The organism is Pseudomonas sp. AGC41 (assembly GCF_057334555.1).
This window is the reverse complement of the sequence record NZ_JBHFJB010000104.1, coordinates 56325-79847: the sequence shown is the minus strand read 5'-3', so window position 1 is coordinate 79847 and position 23523 is coordinate 56325. Positions and strand designations below refer to the sequence as shown.

The following is a 23523-nucleotide window of genomic DNA, read 5'->3' as shown; positions in this document are numbered from 1 at the left end:
TGCTCCCTCGCCACAGAAGCGGTTCTGGCAAGCTTCGCACTATCCACATCCCGACTTTTATGATTGACCCGGCAACTTTATTTCGTTTGCCGGGCACCTCTCCCCGCGGCTTAGATAAAGGCAATCTTTCTTCCTCCGAGCCGTCATCCATGAGCCGCGAAAGCATCAGCCAATCGATTTCCTTCGTTCACCCCATCAGCCTCGACCATGGAAAAAATGCCGAAGTCTGGGACACGGATGGCAAGCGCTACATTGATTTTGTCGGCGGTATCGGCGTGCTGAATCTCGGCCACTGCAATCCAAGTGTCGTCGAGGCGATTCGCGAGCAAGCTACCCGGTTGACCCACTATGCGTTCAATGCCGCGCCGCACCGGCCTTATCTCGAATTGATGGAGCGCCTGGCAAGATTCATCCCGGTGGACTATCCGGTTAGCGGCATGCTTACCAACAGCGGCGCCGAGGCAGCGGAAAACGCCTTGAAAATCGTCCGCGGCGCCACGGGGCGCACCGCCGTGATTGCATTTGATGGCGGCTTCCACGGCCGGACCCTGGCCACCCTCAACCTCAACGGCAAGGTTGCGCCCTACAAACAGAAAGTCGGTGTCCTGCCCGGACCGGTCTATCACCTGCCCTATCCCAGCCAGGACAACGGCGTGACCGGTGCCGAAGCCTTGAAAGCCATGGACCGGCTGTTCAGCGTCGAGATCGATGTGAATGACGTAGCCTGCTTCATCGTCGAGCCGGTGCAGGGCGAAGCCGGTTTCCTGACGATGGACATAGCCTTCGCCCAGGCGCTGCGCCAGTTCTGTGACGACAAGGGCATCGTGTTGATCATCGATGAGATCCAGTCCGGTTTCGGCCGTACCGGCCAACGTTTTGCGTTTTCGCGGCTGGGCATCGAACCGGACCTGATCTTGCTGGGTAAAAGCATTGCCGGGGGCGTGCCGCTGGGCGCGGTGGTTGGCCGCAAGTCGCTGATGGACACGTTGCCTAAAGGTGGGCTCGGCGGCACTTACTCTGGCAACCCTATCGCCTGCGCCGCCGCGCTGGCGACCCTGGACGAGATGACCGACGCGAACCTGCAGGCCTGGGGTGCGCGCCAGGAACAGGCCATAGTAGGCCGCTACGAATCCTGGCGCCGTCGCGGGCTGTCCCCCTATCTGGGGCGGTTGACCGGAGTCGGCGCCATGCGCGGCATCGAACTGGCCCACGCCGATGGCACCCCGGCGTCGGCTCAACTGACGCAATTGTTGGCAGCGGCACGGGACTCGGGCTTGCTGCTGATGCCCAGCGGCAAATCCCGGCACATCATTCGGCTGCTGGCGCCGTTGACGACCGAGCCGGTGGTGCTGGAGGAGGGATTGGATATTTTGGAGGCGTGCCTGGCGAAGCTGGCTTGATCACATATTTCTGCCTTCGCGAGCAGGCTCGCTCCCACAGAAGTTTTCCACAGGGGCGTGTAGAACATCCAGGCAATAAAAAACCGGCCGGAGCCGGTTTTTTGTGCCCGATGAATCAGAACGAAACGTTCTGCAAGCCATCCAGGTAACGCTCGGTGTCCAGGGCCGCCATGCAACCGGCGCCGGCCGAGGTGATCGCCTGGCGGTAGACGTGGTCAGCGACGTCGCCGGCCGCGAAGATACCTTCGACGCTGGTGGCCGTGGCGTTGCCGTCGCGACCGCCCTTGACCACCAGGTAACCGTCCTTGAGCTCCAGCTGGCCTTCGAACAACGAGGTGTTCGGCGTGTGGCCGATGGCGATGAACACACCGTCGACCTTGATTTCGTCAAAGCTGCCGTCATTGTTCTTCAGGCGGGCACCGGTCACGCCCATGTTGTCGCCCAGCACTTCGTCGAGGGTCGCGTTGAGCTTGAGGATGATCTTGCCTTCGGCGACGCGGGCGTTGAGCTTGTCGATCAGGATCTTCTCGGCGCGGAAGGTTTCGCGACGGTGGATCAGCGTGACCGTGCTGGCGATGTTGGCCAGGTACAGGGCTTCCTCGACGGCGGTGTTGCCGCCACCGACCACAGCCACTGGCTTGTTGCGGTAGAAGAAGCCGTCGCAGGTGGCGCAGGCCGAAACACCTTTGCCCATGAACGTTTCTTCCGATGGCAGGCCCAGGTAGCGGGCGCTGGCGCCGGTGGCGATGATCAGGGCGTCACAGGTGTAGGTCGCGCTGTCGCCGGTCAAGGTGTAGGGCTTGGCGGCGAAATCCACGGCGTTGATGTGATCGAAGACGATCTCGGTCTCGAAGCGCTCCGCGTGCTCCTTCATGCGTTCCATCAAGGCCGGACCGGTCAGGCCATGGACATCACCCGGCCAGTTGTCGACTTCAGTGGTGGTGGTCAACTGACCGCCGGCCTGCATGCCGGTGATCAGCAACGGCTTGAGGTTGGCACGTGCCGCATAGACCGCGGCGCTGTAACCGGCGGGGCCGGAACCGAGGATAATCACTCGCGAATGACGGACTTCAGACATGACCTGCTCCTGTTGACCGGACCCTGCGGCCCGGAACGCCGGCTATGCGGCGGGAATAAAAAAGGACTGTGGATGCACTTGGGGAAGGCTTGGGTTCGACAGTCCTGAAAAAGATTGGGTGCAGCGTATCGAGGGAGCGAAGATTAAGGAAATACGGTTTAACAATCCAGCTCATAGGTGAGCTCTATCCGCTGCGGCGCTGCCGATAGCTGCAATCCTGCGCTAAACCTTTGTTACACACCGTGTCGTGGCTTTCGCGCATCGGGCAAAGCCGGTAAGGTCGGCGCGTCCACTACCTTCGGAGCCACCTATGCCCGCCGCCCCTGTCCTGTCTGGCCCGCAATATTTGCGAGAAGGACTCAAACTGGTCCTGAGCCCAAGCCTGCGCCTGTTTGTATTGTTGCCGTTGGCGATCAATCTGGTGTTGTTCGTCGGGCTGGTCTACCTGGCCGGCCACCAGTTCAGCCTGTGGGTCGACACGCTGATGCCGTCGCTGCCGGACTGGCTGAGCTTTCTCAGTTACGTGCTCTGGCCCCTGTTCGTCGTCCTTGTCGTACTGATGGTGTTTTTCAGCTTCACCATGCTCGCCAATATCATTGCTGCGCCCTTCAATGGCTTTCTCGCCGAGAAAGTCGAGGTAGTGGTTCGCGGCACTGATGATTTCCCCGCGTTCAGTTGGGGCGAGCTGGTTGCGATGATCCCGCGCACCCTGGCCCGGGAAGCGCGCAAGCTCGGCTATTTCCTGCCCCGGGCCCTGGGGCTGTTTGTGCTGTCGTTCATCCCGGTGATCAACATCGTCGCCGCACCGCTGTGGCTGCTGTTCGGCATCTGGATGATGGCGATCCAGTACATCGACTACCCGGCGGACAACCACAAACTGGGCTGGAACGAGATGCTCGCCTGGCTGCGGGAAAAACGCTGGCAGAGCCTGGGCTTCGGCGGCAGCGTTTACCTGGTGTTGCTGATCCCCTTCGTGAACATCTTGATGATGCCGGCGGCGGTGGCCGGGGCGACGTTGTTCTGGGTTCGCGAACAAGGTGCCGAGACGGCTTTGGCCCGGCGGGGCTGATGGGGCATGACCGGTTAGAAGAACTCGGTTGCTACTCGCCTGAACTGCCTTTCCCAGCCAACTGGTACACAAGGCTGGTACATATGGCACTGATAGCACAACCATTCCGGCATCCCGACTCTGGTATCTATTACCTACGACGCAGGGTGCCGGATGACATCCGAAAAGTGATCGGTAAAACTGAAATCGCCGGTCGCTGAACACACGAAACCCTCAACAGGCGAAGGCTGCATTTGTAATCGCGTATGCAGAGTCCGAGCGCTTTTTCAACAGGCGCAGTGAATTGAATGGCTGCTACCACAGAATGGTCAATGGAACGTCACCGCTTGATTTCGTGATTTCAGTCGACATTATGGTCCCGTCGACTCCCATGCTAATTTGAACTGTTGTGGCCATGCTACGCCTTGCACTTGGCGGACGAGCCCCCCCTTCGGCAGCTCTGGCCTTGATCAAGTCTTCAAAACCCATAGCAACATCCATGTCGTAGATCACCTCTGGTCGAGCCTTGCCCAAGGCGATTTTCGGCGGAAGAGCGATGCAGTTAACGAGGAAAATCCCATTCCAAATTCGGCCCTCATGCAATGAAAGAACATTTCACGGCCCACATCGATACCAGCGGCAAATTCGCGGTTCGTCTGCAATTCACCGCCCTTCAATTGGTTTCCCAAAACTATCCATGATGCGGCCTGAGTTGGCGCTAAAACCGCTGTCACAGCAGTGGCGGATAATAAATAAACTTCTTTGCAGTAAGTAAACCGTTGTAAAATTCACTTTCTTCCGAAGGGTAAATGAGGCTTTTATCCTTGCCATAATCTGATATATAAATGTCATCTTGTCTTGGGTGGCCTTGCAAATTTTATATGCTTAAAAACTGATCAGTGATACCGGGAATTTCGTTTCTCCAGCTTTCTCGAAGTCTTTTACGTGTTTAATCAGAGGCTGTGTTTTTAGATCAATATTCACAGTATTCTGTGAGGACGAATGCACGACCATCGCGGACAGTGATCCATCTTTGATGATGGATCCATGCACGTGGATATCGGCTTAGCTTTCGGAAAGGTACTCCGCCAAAACGCAAGGAGGCCGGGCTGACCCAAGAACAGCTAGCACATGATGCCGATGCGCAGCGCAACTACGTCAGCTTGATAGAACGCGGGATTCACCACCCTACTATTGCGGTAGTTTTCAGGCTTGCACAAGCTCTACACTGCCTGCCGTCCGCTCTGATATCAGAACTGGAAATAGAGCTGACCCGCCCCCAGTAGTTGCGGATGCTTATGCTTTGTCCTTGACCGCAAATACAGGCTCATCTGCGCCGCTCCCGCCTATAAAAACCTCATGCGTTCCGCAACAATTTCGAGGCACTGTCGTCGCAAATCCTTGCGATCCACAGCATAGTGCGCTCGACGATGGGCGTCGGCGGACAGTGCTATGACATTCTCGATTGTGTCAGCTCCTCCCTCCGAAAGCGGGACAATATGGTGGGTTTCTAAATAAATGCCGCCGTTTGCCATTTTGAAACCTGGAGCGCTCGTCAGCTCACATGTGCCCCCCGATCTTGCCAGCACAAGCGCACGTACCTTCGGATCTCGGTACCTTTGAACACCATTGTACGTATAGGCCTCAGAGCGGTTTTCCTCCCGAAACTGATCGCACATTACCTGCCCATCTCCAATGGGAAGACCTGCTGTGTCCTCCTCACAACCCGCTGTTCCTAATGGATGATCAGAATTGCATCCACGAATCAGGAGAAAATCACCCGTGTCTTTATCAAAGCGCTCCACCGTCCAGGATTCGTCATCTAAGTAACGACCAACAGCACGGTCATTCCCAGAATCCACGTCTTCTATCTCGCGGACAGGTCCTGACACGATCACCACACGTACAGGGACCGAATTCATGTAGGCAAGCTGAACTGTCGAGTTGAAATGTTGCGCACGACTAATGCGTGGGTCCTTGATAGTGCGGTTTCTATTTTTGGGGTCTTTTTCGAGTTGCCTGATCAACGTATCGGCATAGGAAGCCAGGTTGCCCGAGAAGTGAACTCGTCCCCGATCATCCACTCGTAGCTCTTCGAACCAGACGCATAACAAAAATATACGCTCGTTATAGTTGCGAAAAGACCATTCGTAGCAGTACCCACCGTTGGATTGGGGCAAAGCGACCGGTTGACCGTCTTTCTTTCTGAAGCTCCACGCGTTGACATCGATACCCGCTTCCTCCACGCAATCGATGATCATCCATTTGCCCTTGGGCCTTAAAGCTTCCAATTCAGTATCCAACACTTGCTCCTTATAAAAACCTAGATTTAGCGAGCTGATAATAGCAGCGCATCATCTAACGACCGATTTACGAGCCCTTAAAAATCCAAGTTATTTAAGCATAACAAATTAACCCTTGACGATTTTTTATACCATGGTAACGCGATACTACCTTTTATGATACCAACCAAGGATCAATTCATGTCGCGAACGTTTCTCTACTGCCGAGTGAGCACCGCGAGCCAGTTCACTAAAGCCAAGTTCAAGAAGTGAAATCTGCGGATTTGATATCCAACCGAACCGCGTTGTTGAAGAAACCATTTCGGGCAACATTGCTACGTCAGAATGTCCAGGGTTTCAAAAGCTACTTGACCGAATGGCGTCAGGTGACGTTTTAATCGTTACCAAGCTTGACCGTCTGGGCAGAAATGCAATGGACGTACGCCAGACAGCGGAGAGGTTGGCAAATAATGGAGTCCGCGTTCATTGCCTAGCTCTAGGAGGTGTTGACTTAACCTCTGCGGCAGGGAAGATGACAATGCAAGTCCTTGGAGCGGTCGCCGAATTTGAACGTGATCTGCTGATCGAACGAACCCAGCAAGGCTTGAAACGTGCAAAAGCCGAAGGAAAGAAATTGGGTCGCCCAGTCGCGGTGAAAACCACTGCAAGCGTTCAACAGTTGAAGGCACAAGGATATATACAGACCCAGGTTGCATCAGAATTAGGTATTGGTATTGCAACGGTAAAACGCCACTGGCACATTGGAGGGCTGCCGGAGGTGTAAATTCAATACCACCCTATTTTAGGCCTAAACACCATTCTGGCCCCATGTGAATATTAAGCTGGATCAACGACGCACTTTGCCCGCTCGAAAAATTCGAACAGGAAACTGAACTTAGGCAGCTTGATTTACCTCTAAAAAACGCATTCCTTACCTGCTTTGTCCGCTCGATGTGTATAGATGATAATTTTTTGAGAAAAAAATGCACCTCAAATGTCCCTACTAATCAGCAGGGCCAACATTTTGATAATCATATCGCCTCGGCAACGGCATCTGCCACTCCCGCTTCAATCGCATCTTTTGCCAAACTATCATAGTATCGCTTAGTAAGCTCAGACTGAAGAAAGTCATCATTCAATAGTTTCAAAAATAATCCCTGAGATTTTTTCGTACGCAAACTAAACCGTTCTCCATCAGCTGTGAATTTGAATCGCCCACGCAATGCCGGATGCGTACTCGCAAAGCTGATAACGTCTGCGTTAGGTATCAAATTAAGAACCGGAGAAGAGCTAGCCGCCTTTACCAGTTTTCTCGAAAAAGAAATATCATCCAGCCTATCAGAAAACACCTGTACGTTTTCAACCAAATCCGCTTGCTTGATATTTTCAATGCCTTGAGTAGCTATATTCTTAATGGCGTCATGAAACCCAAAGAAACGCTCCAACGCCTTCAAGTCAAGAATATAATACTGCCCACCTATCTTGAAAAATTCAAATTTCGCATTAATTTTCAGCACATCCTCATCGAGCTTTTTGAATCTATTGCTACCCCGAGCACGCATCAAATTGAAGCCTGTATCTTTACGCAGCAACGCAACAGGGTACTGATACTTATACAACGCCATCTGATGCTCAGCATTACCGAGCAAAATCAATATCCCTTCAAGATTATTAAGCCTATCTTCAGCGAAAGAAAACTCGTCAAAGTTATCAGCCGCAATAATGCTTCTCAAGTGTTGTAGTTCAGGAGGGATATCAGGAAGATCATAATGATAAACTGTTTCCCTACGATCATCGGCGCTCGAAAGCTCAATCAAGGAAAGATCATCATTCATTAGAATTCTGTTCGTTATCGATTCAACAAACATACTAGTTAATTCTGTTTGTGGAACCTCATCAATATCTGCTTTTTTTATCTGCATACCATTGTCGGACTCTAAAAGAAAATAGATTTCAGCCCCACATCCATCGGCAATAACCGCTGATATCTGCGCTTTCAACTCATCGATAGTCATTACGCTTTCCTTACGAAAAAGACTTTATCATCCAGGCCTAAGCGACTTATCTGGTCCCCCACAGCCAGGCGTTCCTTTGAAATAACCACCACACCTTCCACCAACCCCACGCGCGTCTGTAAGTTTACTTTATACACCCTAAAACCAAGGACCGCTAAAGTCGGATTAGCATAAAATTTATCAGTCTTAACGTATATCACGCCGATGATAAACAGCAAAACTCCCAGAGCAAGCAAATATCTTACACTCGTCAAATTAAAACAAATCAATGGGATGATATAGGTTGTTAAAAACGTAAGATGCTCATAATTCACATCTTCTATTTTAATAACTCGCGCCGCAATACTTTTAGCTCCCGCGATACGATAATCAAAACGAAAGTAATACATCGTACCGAAAAGTAAAAAGGCAAAAGCAATGACAGAAACGACATTACGCGTAAGCAATGATGAAAAACCGATAAATTTACATTTATCACCGTAACAAATCGGAATATCAACCGTGACTACTACAATCAGCAGAAATAAAAACCAAAGCGAAAGTATATATAATTCAAATTTCTCTCTACTTTCATGTGTTCGCATTGAGTCATGGTCCGTTTGCTCAAGCCACTTATGAAGTAAGTAGCTTTCTGCACCGTATTCCATTATGCCACGGATGTCCATAGGCCATCACTAGACAACCCACCATGATTTACATGGCAGATTGCACGGGTCTTAAAATAGGCGATTAAGCGATGGGACGCGATGGCAAAGGTACTGGCTGTCTGTAGAGGCAGCTATTCGCCTTCCGCCTTAATGAATTGAGTAGAGAGGCTTGGCGCTCGATCACGAAGGTAAGTCGCAGCGTCGTCTGCAATGTCCTTCGCTTTCTCATGCCGCTCAGCAAGGTTCATTGCCCATGATCGCCCTGGATGTATCACGTCCCAGCGTGGACGCATCCCAGCATGGCGCCCCTTCCCAGGGTTGTGGTTGCCAAAGCCATCAATTAGCGAATTCCACACGGGGGTAAACCTCGCGATAATTAGCGATTCGCCCAATGGAATCCAAATGTCGTCCACTACCAAAAACCGGCAGTGGAAATCCTCGATATTCAGGTTCTCAGCCGCACGAATGCTGTCAGCATGTTCCTTCAATCGCTTTTGAAGAACCTTTCCAGGTAACGATCCTAAATCGCCGCCCATTCGGGCACCGGCAGGAACAGCCTTGCCTACGTAAATCGGCAGCATGAACTGCCCATTTTGGTTCAATGACGCTAACCGCGCATATGCCGGGAAGTCACCAGTGTAGTAAATCGCATACACTCCCGCCCCATCGAATGCAGGTAATGCGCTCAGTGGGTGGACCTCCTTGGATAGCAACGCTTCAGCAACGCTGGCACCTAGGTTTTTCTTGTCCAACGGATTGAATGGAATGACCTTGCCCGTCATGCGACGTTTACCACCTTCTTGACGGTTTTTTGAATACGGATGATCTCAGCAATTGCCAGCTTTTCCGCAACACTCGAAGCCACATGCTGCGCTAGTAACACCGGTACCGCATTACCAAGCTGTCGCATCGTTTCGGACCAGCTTCCATGGAACCGGAAGCCATCTGGGAAAGTTTGAATGCGAGCGCTTTCACGCACAGTGAAATAACGCACATCACCATTTGGCTTGACTAACATGTTTTCGCCGCCCGGTACGCCATGGTCGCCAGCTTTCAGAGTCTTGGCTGGTAAATCCAACGGGCTACCGGTGTGCCCTGGGTATGAGCGAGCGCCGCCCTGAAATGTATGGTTAGGCACTTTCAGTGCTGCCTTGGTTTCAGGATCAGGAAGGTCGGCAATCGCATCACGGACCGTTCTCCATGGCTCTTTATCCATGGGAAATAGATCGTTCTTCAGCTTACGAACACGTGACAAAAGCTTGGCAGGTACTTCTGGCATTTTGAGGCCATGCCTAGCCCAGTATTCACCGGTGACCCACTGTGAATGCAACAACGCATCATAGCTGTGGGTTTCTTCAGGAAAGGACCACTCAACGCCGAGGTCGTCCCTAAAGCCAACGATGAAAACCCGCTCCCTTTTCTGTGGAACACCATAATCAGCGGCATTCACAAGGGTCGGCACAACGTTGTAGGTGTGGCCCTTCCCCTTGCGCTTACCCGAGGTTCGCTCAGCTTGCAGGCGCATCAAATGATCATGCCAACCCTCGTCTTTTCGACGTGGCAATTCTGGGAACTCAAGCTGGAGCAAAATGTACTGGTAGTAATTTGCGAAAGCAGCTCGCGTCAGCCCTTTCACATTTTCTACGATGAACGCCTTCGGCTTTAATGTTCGGATGATTTCAACAGTCGCGGGGAACATGTCGCGACTATCATCGTACGCACCATGTTTACCGCCGATGGAGAACGGTTGACAAGGAGGACCACCCGCAAGCAGCTCAATACCTTCAGGAACGCTGCTCCAGTCAAAACCACGCACATCACCTTCATGTAGCTTCCAGTGCTGCACAAGGGGATAGCCACGCTTCTGGTTTTCACGAACGGTATCGCAAGCCCACTTGTCCCACTCGACGACGGCTAGGTGTGAAAATCCAGCTATTTCACATCCCATGGCAAGGCCGCCCGCCCCCGCGAATAGCTCAACGGATTTCATCGCGTGTTCTCCCCACCAAGAAAGCCCTTCAGCATTTTCTCTAATAAATTCAAATCTTTAAGCTCGCATTCCCAAATCACAAGAACATCCCATCCCAGTGACCTTAGCTGAAGCAATGTGCGTATATCGCGTTCCCGGTTGCCTTCCAATTTTGGAATCCAGAAGTCCAACCGAGACTTGGGCAATCTTGCGAGTGGACAGCCATCATGCCGGTGCCAAAAACATCCGTGGACGAAAATGACTTTCTTCTTGCCCTTGAAAATGATGTCCGGGCGGCCTGGGAGGCTACGATCGTGAAGTCGATAGCGAAATCCCATCGAAAAAAGTAGCCGACGCACCACCATTTCGGGCTTTGTGCCCTTTGACTTTACCTTCGCCATGCGGAGGCTTCGGTCAGAGGGGGACAGCGTGTCCACGAATCTTACCAGTCACAGGGAATTCCTTCATTACCAAAAACTACGAATAGTGATGCCCTGCTAGCACCTGAAAAATACTATCGCGGCAGGTAAGGGTCCTCGCGGATCTCCATACCTGACGATCATTGCTGGACTCTGCACCCAAAAAACGAATTCACCTTTGGTTTGCCCACGTAGGTACCAAGCTCGGCTCAATTGCCATGTAGCTCAAGCCAAGCCCAGCAGCCATAACGAAAAACCAAAGCTTCCCCGAGAAAAAAATCGTGGAGCCAGTCAAGAACATCCAAAAGCCTTGCAGCGGGCCATAGCTACGCTGGTTCATTAATGCCAGATAGTGAAGCAGCGCGACACCAGTGAAAACCATGACAAGGAAAATCAATGCCACGCCGATCACCTGAAAAATCATCAGTGATTGCCCGTACGCCGATAGGCTATGCGCGTAAAAATCCAAAAACGTACGCTGAGATGCCAGTTGCGTTAGCTCAGGATCAAAGGACGCCTTTGCCAGCAGCAAAAGACGACCACAAGCAGCAAGAATAGCTATCGGTGCAGCAATGTAAACGCTCCAACTGCTTGATGTGAATTGCCCTTTAACCAACGACACCAAGGCAATAGTCAAGTTGAAAGACAGCAAGGTTGACAAAAGCGCCCAGAGACATTCATGAACAAGGTCAATGTGGATCGCATATTTCCAGACCAAGAAGACCAAACCTAAACCAGCCGCGATCAACACAGCGATCACACCGCTAGCATCGTCGCCAGACCCTGATCGTTGTTGATTCACGACGATTTTGGTGATGTATGTTTTCCTCGTCTGAGACACGGTGACGGGTGCGTTCACTGTCGGCGAATTGGTTATCCCCGCGAACAATGCACCAAAAACCACCCCCATCAGAGGCCCCCAAATCCACGCCTGCATCGTCGCGTTTTCGATCAAATCCAAGATTGTCTGCATTAAATGCTCGCTGAGAAATTTTAGTCAGAATACTGTTTAAAAAACCAGTGATGGCTAATAAACCACGAGCCTGAAAGCAATGCAATTTTGACGTCAGAAAATTTTCACCCTCTTTGCATCCATTATCCTTTCTCCATCAATCTAGAAGCCTTCAAAAAACTGCCAGGCCAACCTGTACCTTTCGGCAGGTCCATATCACTGAAACATTTCCGCTCACTCATTTGGGAAAGGGCAGTGAACGGCGTGGCTTTCGGAACGTATGCCCACTTTTCAGTACATCGACTACCCGGCGGACAACCACAAACTGGGCTGGAACGAGATGCTCGCCTGGCTGCGGGAAAAACGCTGGCAGAGCCTGGGCTTCGGCGGCAGCGTTTACCTGGTGTTGCTGATCCCCTTCGTGAACATCCTGATGATGCCGGCGGCAGTGGCCGGGGCGACGCTGTTCTGGGTGCGCGAACAAGGTGCCGAGACCGCTTTGGCCCGGCAGGGCTGAGCCGTCACAAATCCATCATCCTGGCGTCACAATGACGAAACGGCCCCGGTCGACACTGGGGCCATGACCACACTCCTGCACGTTACCCTCGTCACCGAAACCTTTGCGCCGGAAATCAATGGCGTAGCCAACACCCTGGGCCGTCTCTACGACGGCTTGCGTGCCCGCGGGCACCGGGTGGAACTGATCCGCCCTCGCCAGGCCGGGGACCAGGGCCTGGCCAGTGACGAGCAGTTGCTGTTATGCCGGGGCTGGCCTTTGCCGGGGTATCCGGGGCTGCAATGGGGGCAGGCGTCGATGCACAAACTGCTGCGGCGTTGGAAACGTCATCGCCCGGACGTGTTGTACATCGCCACGGAAGGCCCGCTGGGCTTGTCCGCGCTACGGGCAGCGCGGCGCCTGGGGATTTCGGTGGTCAGCGGCTTCCATACCAATTTCCAGCAGTACACCCAGCAATATGGCCTCGGTTTGCTAAGCCGTGGGCTGACACATTATCTGCGCTGGTTCCACAACCGCTCCAGCCTGACGCTGGTGCCCAGCCTCAGTCAGCGCCTGGAACTGGAACGGCGGCATTTCGAACGCGTGGCGTTGCTGTCCCGCGGCGTGGACAGCCAATTGTTCCATCCAGCCAAACGCTCCACAGACCTGCGTGAGACGTGGGGCCTGGGCGAGGACGACATTGCAGTCATCCATGTCGGACGCCTGGCGCCGGAGAAAAACCTGGGGCTGCTCAAGCGCAGTTTCGACACGCTGAGCAACGCTTTTCCGGCATGGCGTATCAGACTGGTGATAGTCGGTGACGGCCCGCAGCGGCCCGCCCTCGAACAGCAATTGCCCGAGGCAATCTTTTGCGGCGCACAGCGTGGCGAAGCGCTGGCTGCGCATTATGCGTCCGGGGATGTGTTTGTCTTTCCGAGCCTGACCGAAACCTTTGGCAACGTTGTGCTCGAAGCGCTGGCCTCCGGGCTGGGCGTGGTGGCCTACGACCAGGCTGCGGCGGCGCAGCACATCCGTCACGGCTATAACGGTGTGCTGGCGATGCCGGGGGATGAAGAGGCTTTCTGCGACGCGGCCCGCTGGCTGCTGGAAGAGCGCGAGGCCTTGCGTTGTGTGCGGCTCAATGCGCGCCAGCATGCCAGTCGCCAGGGCTGGGCATCGGTGATCGAGCAGTTCGAGGCGCAGTTACGCGGGGTTTGTGCGGGTGAGCAGGTGTTGCCTGCGGCGCCGACGGTGCGTTGAGCCTCGGTGATTTTGAAATCGCCTTCGCGAGCAGGCTCGCTCCCACATTAGAAGATCTTCGGTGAACATACATCTTGTGTCCGACCGCAATCCATTGTGGGAGCGAGCCTGCTCGCGAAGGCAGGCGCCACTCAGACCAAGGTCATCAACGCCTCGCGGCTGAACGGCAGGATCTCCTGCTCGCGCCCTTCACGCACTTTCTGCGCCCAGTCAGGATCCACCAGCAGCGCGCGCCCCACCGCCACCAGATCGAACTCTTCCTTGTTCAGGCGCTCCAGCAGGTTCTCCAGGCTGGCCGGTTGCGCAACCTTGTCGGTATTGACCATGAACTGCAGGAACTCACCGTCCAGGCCGACGCTGCCGACAGTAATGGTAGGCTTGCCAGTGAGCTTGCGGGTCCAGCCGGCCAGGTTCAGGTCCGAGCCTTCGAACTCCGGCTCCCAGAAACGACGCGTGGAGCAATGGAAAATATCCACGCCGGCATCCGCCAGGGGCTTGAGAAATTCTCCCAGCGCTTCGGGCGTCTGCACCAGGCGCGCGGTGTAGTCCTGCTGTTTCCATTGGGAAAAACGGAAGATGATCGGGAAGCCCTCACCTACCGCAGCCCGCACCGCGCGAATCAGCTCGATCGCGAAGCGCGAACGGTTGGCCAGGCTGCCGCCGTAACCGTCGGTGCGCTGGTTACTGCCTTCCCAGAAGAACTGGTCCACCAGGTAGCCGTGGGCACCGTGGATTTCCACCCCGTCCATGCCGATGCTCTGGGCGTCTTTTGCCGCTTGGGCGAATGCCGCAATGACCTCGTCGATGTCCGCCTGGCTCATGCCATGGACCACGACTTGACCGTCCTTGAGTTTTTCAGTCGGGCCGTAGCCCGGCACGGCACCATCCGGCTCGGTGCCGAGACGCCGCACATTACCCACATGCCATAGTTGCGGAACAATCTTGCCGCCTTCGGCGTGCACGGCATCGACCACTTTTTTCCAACCGGCCAGGGCGGCCTCACCGTAGAAGTGCGGTACGTTCGGATAGCCGTTGGACGCCTGATGGCCGACCGTGGTGCCCTCGGTGATGATCAGGCCGACCCCGGCCGCCGCGCGACGACGGTAATACTCGATCACCTTGGCGTTCGGTACGCCGCCAGGCGAAAAGGAGCGCGTCATCGGCGCCATCACGACCCGGGTCGGCAATTCCAGCGCGCCGAGATGAAAGGGTTTGAACAGGGCTTTTACAGGCATGGGGCACTCCATGAAAACGCGGTCACAGATCGGATATGACGACGATAATATGAGGCCTGCACAGCGCTGGGTAGCACTATTGATTGGAGTGATTAAGGATTAAAAGGTCGCGCTGAGGTATGGGGCTCGCCACAAAGCAATCACAAGCTTATGCGGTTCAAGCCAGCGCTTTTTCAATCGCCTGGATGACCGAAGGATCATCCGGCGCCGTGCGCGGCGAGAAACGCGCAAGCACCCGGCCATCCTTGCCGAGCAGGAATTTTTCGAAGTTCCAGGTGATGTCTCCGGGAAACTCGGCACCTTCACCGGCCAACAGACGGTACAACTGGTGACGGTCGTGGCCGTTCACTTCCAGTTTGCTCGACAGCGGAAACGTCACGCCGTAATTGAGGCTGCAGAATTCCTGGATCTCCTGATCGGTCCCCGGCTCCTGGCCGGCGAACTGATTACAGGGCAGGCCCAGCACGCTGAACCCCTTGTCCTTGTATTGCTGGTAAAGGTTTTCCAGCGCCGCGTACTGAGGCGTCAGGCCACATTTGGAGGCGACGTTGACCACCAGCACGACTTGGCCCTTGAAGGGCGCGAGAGGAAGCTCCTGACCATCCAAGGCTTGCAGTTTAAGGTCGTGGAAAGCACTCATGACGAACTCCAGGGTTTGCGGATCTTTTCGAAACAGCCATGGGCGATGCTAACAGCTGGCGACTAAAAAGGCGCCATAAGGCGCCTCTCCAGTCAACTTGAGCGTAGCGCACAAATCAGTGCTGATGGCCGCCTTCACCATGGACGTGGCCATGGGCGATTTCTTCCTGGCTGGCATCACGGATGTCGACGATCTTGACTTGGAAGTTCAAGCGCTGACCGGCCAACGGGTGGTTGCCGTCGACAGTCACGTCGTCGCCGTCGAGGTCACGGATAGTGACAATCTGCATCTGGCCATCAGGCGCCGAAGCGTGGAACTGCATGCCCACTTCCAGCTCATCCACGCCTTCGAACATGCTGCGGCTCAAGGTGCTGACCAGCTCGGCGGAATATTCGCCATAAGCGTCTTCCGGCTCAACGGCCACTTTCAGCTCGTCACCGGTGGTTTTGCCTTCCAGGGCTTTTTCCAGGCCTTGGATGATGTTGCCTGCGCCATGCAGGTAGACCAGCGGAGCGCCGCCGGCGGAGCTGTCGATGACCTCACCAGCGTCGTTGGTCAGGGTATAGTCGATGGAGACAGCCTTATTGGCGGCGATCAGCATGGGGCGAGACCTTTTGCATAAGAATGAAGAACGGACAAGTCTAAACAAGGATTTGCCCGAAAGCGAACGGAACCCGGACAAACGGGCTAGCTCGAACAGACCAACGGTCACCGGCTTCCACCAGGATGAGGACGGGCACTGGGTGGCCGAGCTGTCCTGCGGCCACACTCAGCACCTGCGCCACCAGCCACCCTGGCAATCCAGGGCCTGGGTGCTGGACCCGGCGCAACGTATTGAAAAAATAGGCCAGCCCTTTGCTTGCGGCTGGTGCGCTCAAGGCCCGGTTAGCGATAACCTTGGCGACTGAATTGTGGGTAGACGACCCGTCATAGGTCGCGCCATTCCCCCTTAGAGAATTCGCATGCAAACTTTTTTTATCGCACCCACCGATTTTGGTGTGGGTCTGACCTCCATCAGCCTCGGGCTGGTGCGTACCCTCGAACGGGCCGGGCTGAAAGTCGGCTTTTTCAAACCCATCGCCCAGCCCCACCCTGGCGATACCGGCCCGGAACGCTCCACCGAACTGGTGGCCCGTACCCACGGCCTCAAGCCGCCGCAACCGCTGGGCCTGGCCCATGTGGAGCGCATGCTCGGCGATGGCCAGCTCGATGAGCTGCTGGAAGAAATCATCACCCTCTACCAACAGGCCGCGATCGGCAAGGACGTGCTGGTCGTCGAGGGCATGGTCCCGACCCGCAGCGCCAGCTACGCCGCCCGGGTCAACCTGCACTTGGCCAAGAGCCTGGACGCCGAGGTCATCCTGGTGTCGGCGCCGGAAAACGAAGTGCTGACTGAACTGTCCGGTCGTGTCGAGTTGCAGGCGCAACTGTTCGGCGGGCCGAAAGATCCGAAGGTCCTCGGCGTGATCCTCAACAAGGTGCGCACCGACGAAAGCATGGAAGCGTTTTCAGCACGGCTCAAGGAGCACTCGCCCCTGCTGCGCAGCGGCGACTTCCGGCTGCTCGGCTGCATCCCCTTCCGCCCCGAACTCAACGCCCCGCGCACCCGCGACGTGGCCGACCTGATGGGCGCGCAGGTGCTCAACGCCGGCGACTACGAAACCCGGCGCATGAGCAACATCATCATCTGCGCCCGGACCATGCGCAACACGGTGGAACTGCTCAAGCCCGGCGTATTGGTGGTCACCCCGGGCGATCGCGATGACATCATCCTGGCCGTGAGCCTGGCGGCGATCAACGGCGTGCCGCTGGCGGGCCTGCTGCTGACCAGCGACACCCTGCCCGACCCGCGCATCATGGACCTGTGCCGAGGCGCCTTGCAGGCCGGCTTGCCGGTGCTGTCGGTGAGCACCGGCTCCTATGACACCGCCAACCTGCTCAACAGCCTGAACAAGGAGATCCCCATCGACGACCGCGAACGCGCGGAGATCATCACCGATTTCGTTGCCAGTCACCTCGACGCCAACTGGCTGCACCAGCGCTGCGGCACGCCACGGGAAATGCGCCTGTCGCCGGCGGTGTTCCGCTACCAACTGATCCAGCGCGCCCAGGCCGCCAACAAGCGCATCGTCTTGCCCGAAGGCAGCGAACCGCTGACCGTACAGGCGGCTGCGATTTGCCAGGCTCGGGGCATCGCCCGTTGCGTGTTGCTGGCCAAGCCGGCCGACGTCGAAGCCGTGGCCCGCGCCCAGGGCATCGAATTGCCGCCAGGGTTGGAGATTCTCGACCCGGATACGATCCGCGAGCGTTACGTGGAACCCATGGTGCGGCTGCGCAAGAGCAAGAGCCTGAACGCACCGATGGCCGAGCAGCAACTGGAAGACACCGTGGTGATCGGCACCATGATGCTGGCGCTGGATGAAGTCGACGGGCTTGTCTCGGGCGTCATCCACTCGACCGCCAACACCATCCGCCCGGCGTTGCAACTGATCAAGACCGCGCCCGGCTGTTCGCTGGTGTCCTCGGTTTTTTTCATGCTCTTCCCCGAGGAAGTGCTGGTGTATGGCGACTGCGTGATGAACCCGCACCCGAGCGCCGCAGAGCTGGCGGAAATCGCCCTGCAAAGCGCCGATTCGGCCGCAGCGTTCGGCATCACGCCACGGGTGGCGATGCTCAGCTATTCCAGCGGCGAGTCGGCCAGTGGCGAAGAAGTGGAGAAGGTCCGTGAAGCCACGCTGCTGGCCCACGAGGCACAACATGGCTTGCTCATCGACGGCCCGTTGCAATACGACGCCGCCGCCAACGAGGCCGTGGCCCGGCAATTGGCGCCCGACAGCCAGGTAGCCGGCCGCGCCACGGTGTTCATTTTCCCGGACCTGAACACCGGCAACACCACCCACAAGGCCGTGCAGCGCAGCGCCGATTGCGTCAGCCTCGGGCCGATGCTGCAAGGCCTGCGCAAACCGGTGAACGACTTGCCGCGCGGCGCCCAGGTCGATGACATCGTGTACACGATCGCCCTGACCGCGATCCAAGCCGCCAACCGACCCCTGGATATTTAAATGCTGGATTTCCTGCCTGCCCCCGTGCGTGGCGTCATTGCCTCGCTGCTGTTGGCGCTGAACACCATCGCCTGCTGTACGCCGCTGTTCGTCGTGGCGATCTTCAAGCTGTTGCTGCCCTTCCCCGCCGCCCAGCGTTTCACCGACTGGCTGATGAGCCACATCCACGAAGCCTGGATCAGTAACAACAAGGCCTGGATGAACCTGGTGCGCCGCACCCGCTGGCACCTCAGCGGCCTCGAAGGCCTGGACTACCAGCACTCGTATCTGATCACCAGCAACCACCAGAGCTGGGTCGACATCATGGTGCTGCAATACCTGCTGAACCGACGCATCCGCCCATTGAAATTCTTTCTCAAGCAGGAGCTGATCTGGGTGCCGGTGATCGGCCTGGCCTGGTGGGCGCTGGGGTTTCCGTTCATGAAGCGTTATTCCAAGGCGTACCTGGAAAAGCATCCGGAGAAGAAAGGCAAGGACCTGGAAACCACCCGCAAGACCTGTGCGAAGTTTCGCAACAACCCCGTGGGCATCTTCAATTTCGTCGAAGGCACGCGCTTCACCGAAGGCAAGCATGCCCAGCAACAATCACCGTTTCGCTACCTGCTCAAGCCCAAGGCCGGCGGCATCGCGTTTGTGCTTGATGCGATGGGTGAGCAACTGGAGTCGATCATCAACGTGACGATCCATTATCCGGGCGGTCGTCCGGGTTATTGGGATTTGCTCTGCGGCAACGTTGGCGAGGTGGTGGTGCATTTCCAGGAGTTGAAGATCCCGCCGCAGTTCATCGGCAAAAGCTACGACCAGGATGGCGAGTATCGCCTGGAATTCCAGGGCTGGATCAATCAGTTGTGGCAGGACAAGGATGCGCTGCTGGAGCAGATGCATCGCGAATTTCCCAACCGCCGCTGATTCCTTTGTGGGAGCGAGCCTGCTCGCGAAGGCGCTGGATCAGTCACATCTGCGTTGACTGACGCACCGCTTTCGCGAGCAGGCTCGCTCCCACAATGGATTGGGTTTGCGCCTTAGATAAATGAAAAAGCCCGCAGATGATCACTCATCTGCGGGCTTTTCATTTACAGCGCCGATCGTTAGATCGCCCCACGCTTGCGCAGCAGATCCAGCACCTGCTTGACGCTCTCTTCCAGGCTCAGCGCCTGGGTGTCGATCACCAGATCAGCATCCAGCGGCACGTCGTACGGGAAGGACTCGCCTGGGATGTTGTCGCCGGCGGCGGCGTACAGCCCTTGCGGATCACGCTGGGCGCACACCGTTGGCGAGGCCTGGACATAGACGGTCAGCAGCCGCTCGCGGCCAATCAGATCCTTGGCCTGCTCGCGCCCTTCGGCACTCGGCGCAACGAACGCGGCCAGGGTCAACAGGCCCGCTTCGTTGAACTGACGGGCCACGTGAGCCGCCCGACGCCAGTTCTCGGTGCGCCCGGCACGGTCCTGCGGCAAGCCCTTGTTCAGGTCGTGGCGCAGGTTCTGACCATCGAGCACAAACACCGCGCGGCCCATGTCGAACAGCTTGCGTTCCACCGCGTAGGCCAACGTGCTCTTGCCCGCGCCCGACAGCCCGCTGAACAGCACGGTGGCCGGCTGCTGGCCGAAACGCTGGGAGCGTTCTTCCACCGACACATGGGCCAGTTTGCCGTGGTGCGTGCTGCTGCCGTGGGCCAACGGCTGGGCGACGATCATGCCGGCACCGACGGTGCCGTTGGTCAGGCGGTCGATGACGATGAAGGCGCCAGTGGTGCGATTGCTCTCGTAGCCGTCCAGGGCGATCGGCGCATCCAGGGCAATCTTCACCTTGCCGATTTCATTGAGCTGCAACGCGCTGGCCGGACCTTCTTCAAGGGTGTTCACGTCGACCTTGTTGACGATGCTGGCAATCGAGCCGGGTACGTAACTGGTGGCGCGCTTGATGTCGTATTTCTTGCCGGGCAGCATCGGCTCTTCAGCCATCCACACCAGCATCGCTTCGAAACTGTCGGTCACCGGCGGAACGTTGTCGGCGTGTACCAGCAGGTCGCCACGGGAGATGTCGATCTCATCTTCCATGGTCAACGTCACGGCCTGGCCTGGACCGGCGTGCTCCAGCTCGCCTTCGAAAGTCACGATGGATTTCACGCGGCTGCTCTTGCCCGACGGCAGCACCACCACTTCGTCGCCCTTGTGCACGATGCCGCTGGCGAGCGTGCCGGCGAAACCGCGGAAGTTCAGGTTCGGACGGTTGACGTACTGCACCGGGAAACGCAGGTCGGTGAAGTTGCGGTCGCCCGCCACTTCCACGGTCTCGAGGATTTCCATCAGCGACTGGCCGGTGTACCACGGCGAACGCTCGGACTTGTTCACCACGTTGTCGCCCTTGAGGGCCGACATCGGCACGAAGTGCATGCTGGTTGGCTTCATCTTCAAGCCTTCGGCGAACTTCAGGTAGTCGGCCTTGATCGACTCGAACACGCCCTGGTCGAAGTCCTTGAGGTCCATCTTGTTGATGGCCACGACGATGTGCTTGATACCCAGCAACGAGGCGATGAAGCTGTGGCGACGAGTCTGGGTCTGCACGCCGTAGCGAGCGTCCACGAGGATGATCGCCAGGTCACAGGTGGATGCACCGGTGGCCATGTTGCGGGTGTACTGCTCATGGCCGGGCGTGTCGGCGATGATGAATTTACGCTTGGCAGTGGAGAAATAACGGTAGGCGACATCGATAGTGATGCCTTGCTCGCGCTCGGCCTGCAGGCCGTCGACCAGCAACGCCAGGTCGATGTCGTCACCAGTGGTACCAACTTTCTTCGAATCGCGAGTAATTGCTTCCAGGTGATCTTCGTAGATCATCTTCGAGTCGTGCAGCAGGCGCCCGATCAGGGTGCTCTTGCCGTCGTCGACGTTACCGCAGGTCAAAAAGCGCAGCAGCTCTTTACGTTCGTGCTGGCCCAGGTAGGCGAGGATATCCTCGCTGATCAAATCAGATTGATGCGACATGACAACCCCTTAGAAATAACCCTGACGTTTCTTGTCTTCCATCGAGCCTGCGCCATCGTGGTCGATGACCCGGCCCTGGCGCTCGGAAGTTCGCGTCAGGAGCATTTCCTGAATGATGTCCGTCAGGCTTTCGGCCTCGGACTCCACCGCGCCCGTCAACGGGTAGCAGCCAAGGGTACGGAAACGCACCTTCTTCTTGACGATGCGCGCCTTGTCTTCGTCAGACAGGTGCTCAAGGATCCGCTCGTCGTCGATCATGATCAGCGTGCCGTTCTTCTCGATCACTTCACGCTCGGCGGCGAAGTACAGCGGCACGATCGGGATGCCTTCGAGGTAGATGTACTGCCAGATGTCCAGCTCGGTCCAGTTCGACAGCGGGAAGACACGGATCGACTCGCCCTTGTTGACCTTGCCGTTGTAGACGTTCCACAGCTCGGGGCGCTGATTCTTCGGGTCCCAGCGGTGCTTGCTGTCACGGAACGAGTAGACGCGCTCCTTGGCGCGGGACTTCTCTTCATCGCGACGGGCGCCGCCGAAGGCTGCGTCGAAACCATGCTTGTCGAGCGCCTGTTTCAGGCCCTCGGTCTTCATGATATCGGTGTGCTTGGCGCTGCCGTGGGTGAACGGGTTGATGTTCTGCGCCACGCCGTCCGGGTTGATATGGGTGATCAGGTCCAGGCCAAGCTCTTCAACCATGCGGTCACGGAACTTGTACATCTCCTGGAATTTCCAGCGGGTGTCGACGTGCATCACCGGAAACGGCAGCTTGCCGGGGAAGAACGCCTTGCGTGCCAAGTGCAGCATCACGGCGGAGTCTTTACCGATGGAGTACAGCATCACCGGGTTATCGAACTCGGCGGCCACCTCGCGGATGATGTGGATGCTTTCCGCCTCCAGCTGTTTCAGATGCGTCAGTTTGTCGACCATGGCTACTCACGAAAGCTTTCTTATGAACGGCCAGCGGGCCGTGTTCGAGCGGGGAATCCTAGCACAGCGACCTCTTCTAATCAGGGCGCCAAATAGATCGAAACAGCATATGGATATGCCTGTGGGTTCGGGCGCGTTCAGGTATCCATGTGGGAGCGAGCCTGCTCGCGAAGGCGGTGCGTCAGTCAATACACATGTGTCTGTGATAACGCTTTCGCGAGCAGGCTCGCTCCCACAGGGTGACCAGCAGTCAGATCGGGTTGGGGCAATCGATGAAGATGTGCTCCAGCGCGAAGCGTCGCGCCAGGTAATCACCCAGCGCCTGCACGCCATACCGCTCGGTCGCATGATGCCCGGCGGCAATGAAGCTGATGCCGTTCTCCCGGGCGCTGTGGAAGGTCTGCTCCGACGCTTCGCCGCTGAGGTACAGGTCAACCCCGGCGAGTACCGCCTGATCGATGTAGCCCTGGCCGCCGCCAGTGCACCAGCCCACCCGGCGGATCATCTGCTCGCCTTCGATCAGCAGAGGTTCGCGCCCCATCACTTCCTGGACCTTGCGGGCAAAATCCCGGGGCGTCATCGGCTCGGACAAGGAGCCGACCAGACCAACGATTTTCGGGTTGTCCGGATCCAGCGGCCCCTCGACGGTGATGTCCAGCTGCCGGGCCAGTTGCACGTTATTGCCCACCTCGGGATGCAGATCCAGCGGCAAATGGTAGGCCAACAGGCTGATGTCGTGCTTGAGCAAGGTTTTCAGGCGCCGCTGCTTCATGCCAGTGATACACGGGTTCTCGCCCTTCCAGAAATAACCATGATGCACCAGCACCAGGTCGGCGCTGGCCTCTACGGCGGCGTCGAGCAGCGCCTGGCTGGCGGTCACGCCGCTGACAATCCGTATCACCTGCGGCGCGCCTTCGACCTGCAAGCCATTGGGGCAGTAGTCGGCAATCCGGCTGCTCGCCAGGTATCGGTCCACTTCTTCAACCAGGGTGTTCAGGGCTACGGCCATAAAAAGACTCCTAAATATCCCGTTCAGAGGCGCGCGCGGCCTCGTATAATGCGCGACATTATGGGCGGTCCCATTCCGCCTGCAACCTCTGTAGGAC

22 protein-coding genes and 2 pseudogenes are annotated in these 23523 nt (G+C 56.6%); 10 read left to right on the top strand and 14 right to left on the bottom strand.

The window, feature by feature from the left end; translation table 11 throughout:
- Positions 1–149 precede the first annotated feature (149 nt).
- The gene (locus ACE04F_RS18005; RefSeq protein WP_486108770.1) at positions 150–1400 is read left to right on the top strand and encodes a 2-aminoadipate transaminase; all 1251 of its coding nucleotides are present in this window, start codon (positions 150–152) and stop codon (positions 1398–1400) included.
- A 115-nt stretch (positions 1401–1515) separates the two neighbouring features.
- Here ACE04F_RS18005 and trxB read toward each other — a convergent pair whose 3' ends face one another.
- Positions 1516–2478 (bottom strand): thioredoxin-disulfide reductase, encoded by a 963-nt coding sequence (trxB, locus tag ACE04F_RS18000; RefSeq protein WP_053125120.1) that lies wholly within the window; start codon positions 2476–2478, stop codon positions 1516–1518.
- Between the two features lie 310 nt (positions 2479–2788).
- Between trxB and cysZ the strand changes: the two genes are divergently transcribed.
- From cysZ to ACE04F_RS17985, 3 genes are all read left to right on the top strand, one after another.
- Positions 2789–3547, top strand: a complete 759-nt coding sequence (cysZ, locus tag ACE04F_RS17995) for a sulfate transporter CysZ (protein ID WP_486108768.1) — start codon at positions 2789–2791, stop codon at positions 3545–3547.
- Positions 3547–3747, top strand: a complete 201-nt coding sequence (locus ACE04F_RS17990) for a DUF6538 domain-containing protein (RefSeq protein ID WP_486108766.1) — start codon at positions 3547–3549, stop codon at positions 3745–3747. Before cysZ ends, ACE04F_RS17990 begins: the two co-directional genes overlap by 1 nt.
- A gap of 822 nt (positions 3748–4569) precedes the next feature.
- The gene (locus tag ACE04F_RS17985; protein WP_486108862.1) at positions 4570–4812 is read left to right on the top strand and encodes a helix-turn-helix domain-containing protein; all 243 of its coding nucleotides are present in this window, start codon (positions 4570–4572) and stop codon (positions 4810–4812) included.
- A 60-nt stretch (positions 4813–4872) separates the two neighbouring features.
- Here ACE04F_RS17985 and ACE04F_RS17980 read toward each other — a convergent pair whose 3' ends face one another.
- Complete coding sequence (locus ACE04F_RS17980) at positions 4873–5829, bottom strand: HNH endonuclease (RefSeq protein WP_486108764.1); 957 nt, start codon at positions 5827–5829, stop codon at positions 4873–4875.
- A 180-nt stretch (positions 5830–6009) separates the two neighbouring features.
- On the opposite strand from ACE04F_RS17980, the pseudogene ACE04F_RS17975 reads away from it, so the two are divergent.
- Positions 6010–6592 (top strand): annotated as a pseudogene (locus ACE04F_RS17975) (recombinase family protein).
- Positions 6593–6839: 247 nt separating this feature from the next.
- On the opposite strand, the gene kwaB reads toward ACE04F_RS17975, so the two are convergent.
- From kwaB to ACE04F_RS17945, 6 genes are all read right to left on the bottom strand, one after another.
- On the bottom strand, positions 6840–7823 hold the full coding sequence (kwaB, locus tag ACE04F_RS17970) for an anti-phage protein KwaB (protein ID WP_486108762.1): 984 nt from the start codon (positions 7821–7823) through the stop codon (positions 6840–6842).
- Positions 7823–8488 carry an anti-phage protein KwaA gene (gene kwaA / locus ACE04F_RS17965; protein ID WP_486108760.1) on the bottom strand — a complete coding sequence of 222 codons (666 nt, stop codon included), beginning with the start codon at positions 8486–8488 and terminating at the stop codon, positions 7823–7825. Before kwaA ends, kwaB begins: the two co-directional genes overlap by 1 nt.
- Positions 8489–8601: 113 nt before the next feature.
- A complete protein-coding gene (locus tag ACE04F_RS17960; protein ID WP_486108758.1) occupies positions 8602–9252 on the bottom strand; it encodes an Eco29kI family restriction endonuclease in 651 nt (216 codons plus the stop codon).
- On the bottom strand, positions 9249–10460 hold the full coding sequence (locus tag ACE04F_RS17955) for a DNA cytosine methyltransferase (RefSeq protein WP_486108756.1): 1212 nt from the start codon (positions 10458–10460) through the stop codon (positions 9249–9251). The genes ACE04F_RS17960 and ACE04F_RS17955 overlap by 4 nt, the downstream gene beginning before the upstream one ends.
- On the bottom strand, positions 10457–10876 hold the full coding sequence (locus tag ACE04F_RS17950) for a very short patch repair endonuclease (RefSeq protein WP_486108754.1): 420 nt from the start codon (positions 10874–10876) through the stop codon (positions 10457–10459). The genes ACE04F_RS17955 and ACE04F_RS17950 overlap by 4 nt, the downstream gene beginning before the upstream one ends.
- Before the next feature lie 154 nt (positions 10877–11030).
- Positions 11031–11831, bottom strand: a complete 801-nt coding sequence (locus ACE04F_RS17945) for a hypothetical protein (protein WP_486108752.1) — start codon at positions 11829–11831, stop codon at positions 11031–11033.
- A 253-nt stretch (positions 11832–12084) separates the two neighbouring features.
- Between ACE04F_RS17945 and ACE04F_RS17940 the strand changes: the two are divergent.
- Positions 12085–12327, top strand: a pseudogene (locus ACE04F_RS17940) (EI24 domain-containing protein); the annotation flags it as partial.
- Positions 12328–12390: 63 nt separating this feature from the next.
- Positions 12391–13566, top strand: a complete 1176-nt coding sequence (locus ACE04F_RS17935; RefSeq protein WP_486108750.1) for a glycosyltransferase family 4 protein — start codon at positions 12391–12393, stop codon at positions 13564–13566.
- Between the two features lie 131 nt (positions 13567–13697).
- Here the strand turns inward: ACE04F_RS17935 and ACE04F_RS17930 are convergent, their stop codons facing one another.
- From ACE04F_RS17930 to ACE04F_RS17920, 3 genes are all read right to left on the bottom strand, one after another.
- Positions 13698–14801 (bottom strand): NADH:flavin oxidoreductase, encoded by a 1104-nt coding sequence (locus ACE04F_RS17930; RefSeq protein ID WP_486108748.1) that lies wholly within the window; start codon positions 14799–14801, stop codon positions 13698–13700.
- A gap of 157 nt (positions 14802–14958) precedes the next feature.
- Positions 14959–15441 carry a glutathione peroxidase gene (locus ACE04F_RS17925; protein WP_486108746.1) on the bottom strand — a complete coding sequence of 161 codons (483 nt, stop codon included), beginning with the start codon at positions 15439–15441 and terminating at the stop codon, positions 14959–14961.
- A 115-nt stretch (positions 15442–15556) separates the two neighbouring features.
- Positions 15557–16042 carry an FKBP-type peptidyl-prolyl cis-trans isomerase gene (locus tag ACE04F_RS17920; RefSeq protein ID WP_486108744.1) on the bottom strand — a complete coding sequence of 162 codons (486 nt, stop codon included), beginning with the start codon at positions 16040–16042 and terminating at the stop codon, positions 15557–15559.
- On the opposite strand from ACE04F_RS17920, the gene ACE04F_RS17915 reads away from it, so the two are divergent.
- Genes ACE04F_RS17915 through ACE04F_RS17905 form a run of 3 tightly spaced genes read left to right on the top strand, consistent with a single transcriptional unit; the run spans position 16011 to position 19412 of the window.
- Positions 16011–16349, top strand: coding sequence for a DUF3565 domain-containing protein (locus ACE04F_RS17915; protein WP_486108742.1), 339 nt, complete (start codon positions 16011–16013; stop codon positions 16347–16349). The two genes, ACE04F_RS17920 and ACE04F_RS17915, sit on opposite strands and share 32 nt — an antisense overlap.
- A gap of 54 nt (positions 16350–16403) precedes the next feature.
- A complete protein-coding gene (gene pta, locus ACE04F_RS17910; RefSeq protein WP_486108740.1) occupies positions 16404–18503 on the top strand; it encodes a phosphate acetyltransferase in 2100 nt (699 codons plus the stop codon).
- Positions 18504–19412, top strand: coding sequence for an acyltransferase (locus tag ACE04F_RS17905; protein ID WP_486108738.1), 909 nt, complete (start codon positions 18504–18506; stop codon positions 19410–19412). It begins immediately after the preceding gene.
- 179 nt (positions 19413–19591) lie between these two features.
- On the opposite strand, the gene cysN is transcribed toward ACE04F_RS17905, so the two are convergent.
- The 3 genes from cysN to ACE04F_RS17890 form a co-directional block, all read right to left on the bottom strand.
- Positions 19592–21490 carry a sulfate adenylyltransferase subunit CysN gene (gene cysN / locus ACE04F_RS17900; protein ID WP_486108736.1) on the bottom strand — a complete coding sequence of 633 codons (1899 nt, stop codon included), beginning with the start codon at positions 21488–21490 and terminating at the stop codon, positions 19592–19594.
- Between the two features lie 9 nt (positions 21491–21499).
- The gene (cysD, locus tag ACE04F_RS17895; RefSeq protein WP_030139871.1) at positions 21500–22417 is read right to left on the bottom strand and encodes a sulfate adenylyltransferase subunit CysD; all 918 of its coding nucleotides are present in this window, start codon (positions 22415–22417) and stop codon (positions 21500–21502) included.
- Between the two features lie 250 nt (positions 22418–22667).
- On the bottom strand, positions 22668–23426 hold the full coding sequence (locus ACE04F_RS17890; protein WP_486108733.1) for a Nif3-like dinuclear metal center hexameric protein: 759 nt from the start codon (positions 23424–23426) through the stop codon (positions 22668–22670).
- Between the last annotated feature and the right edge of the window lie 97 nt (positions 23427–23523).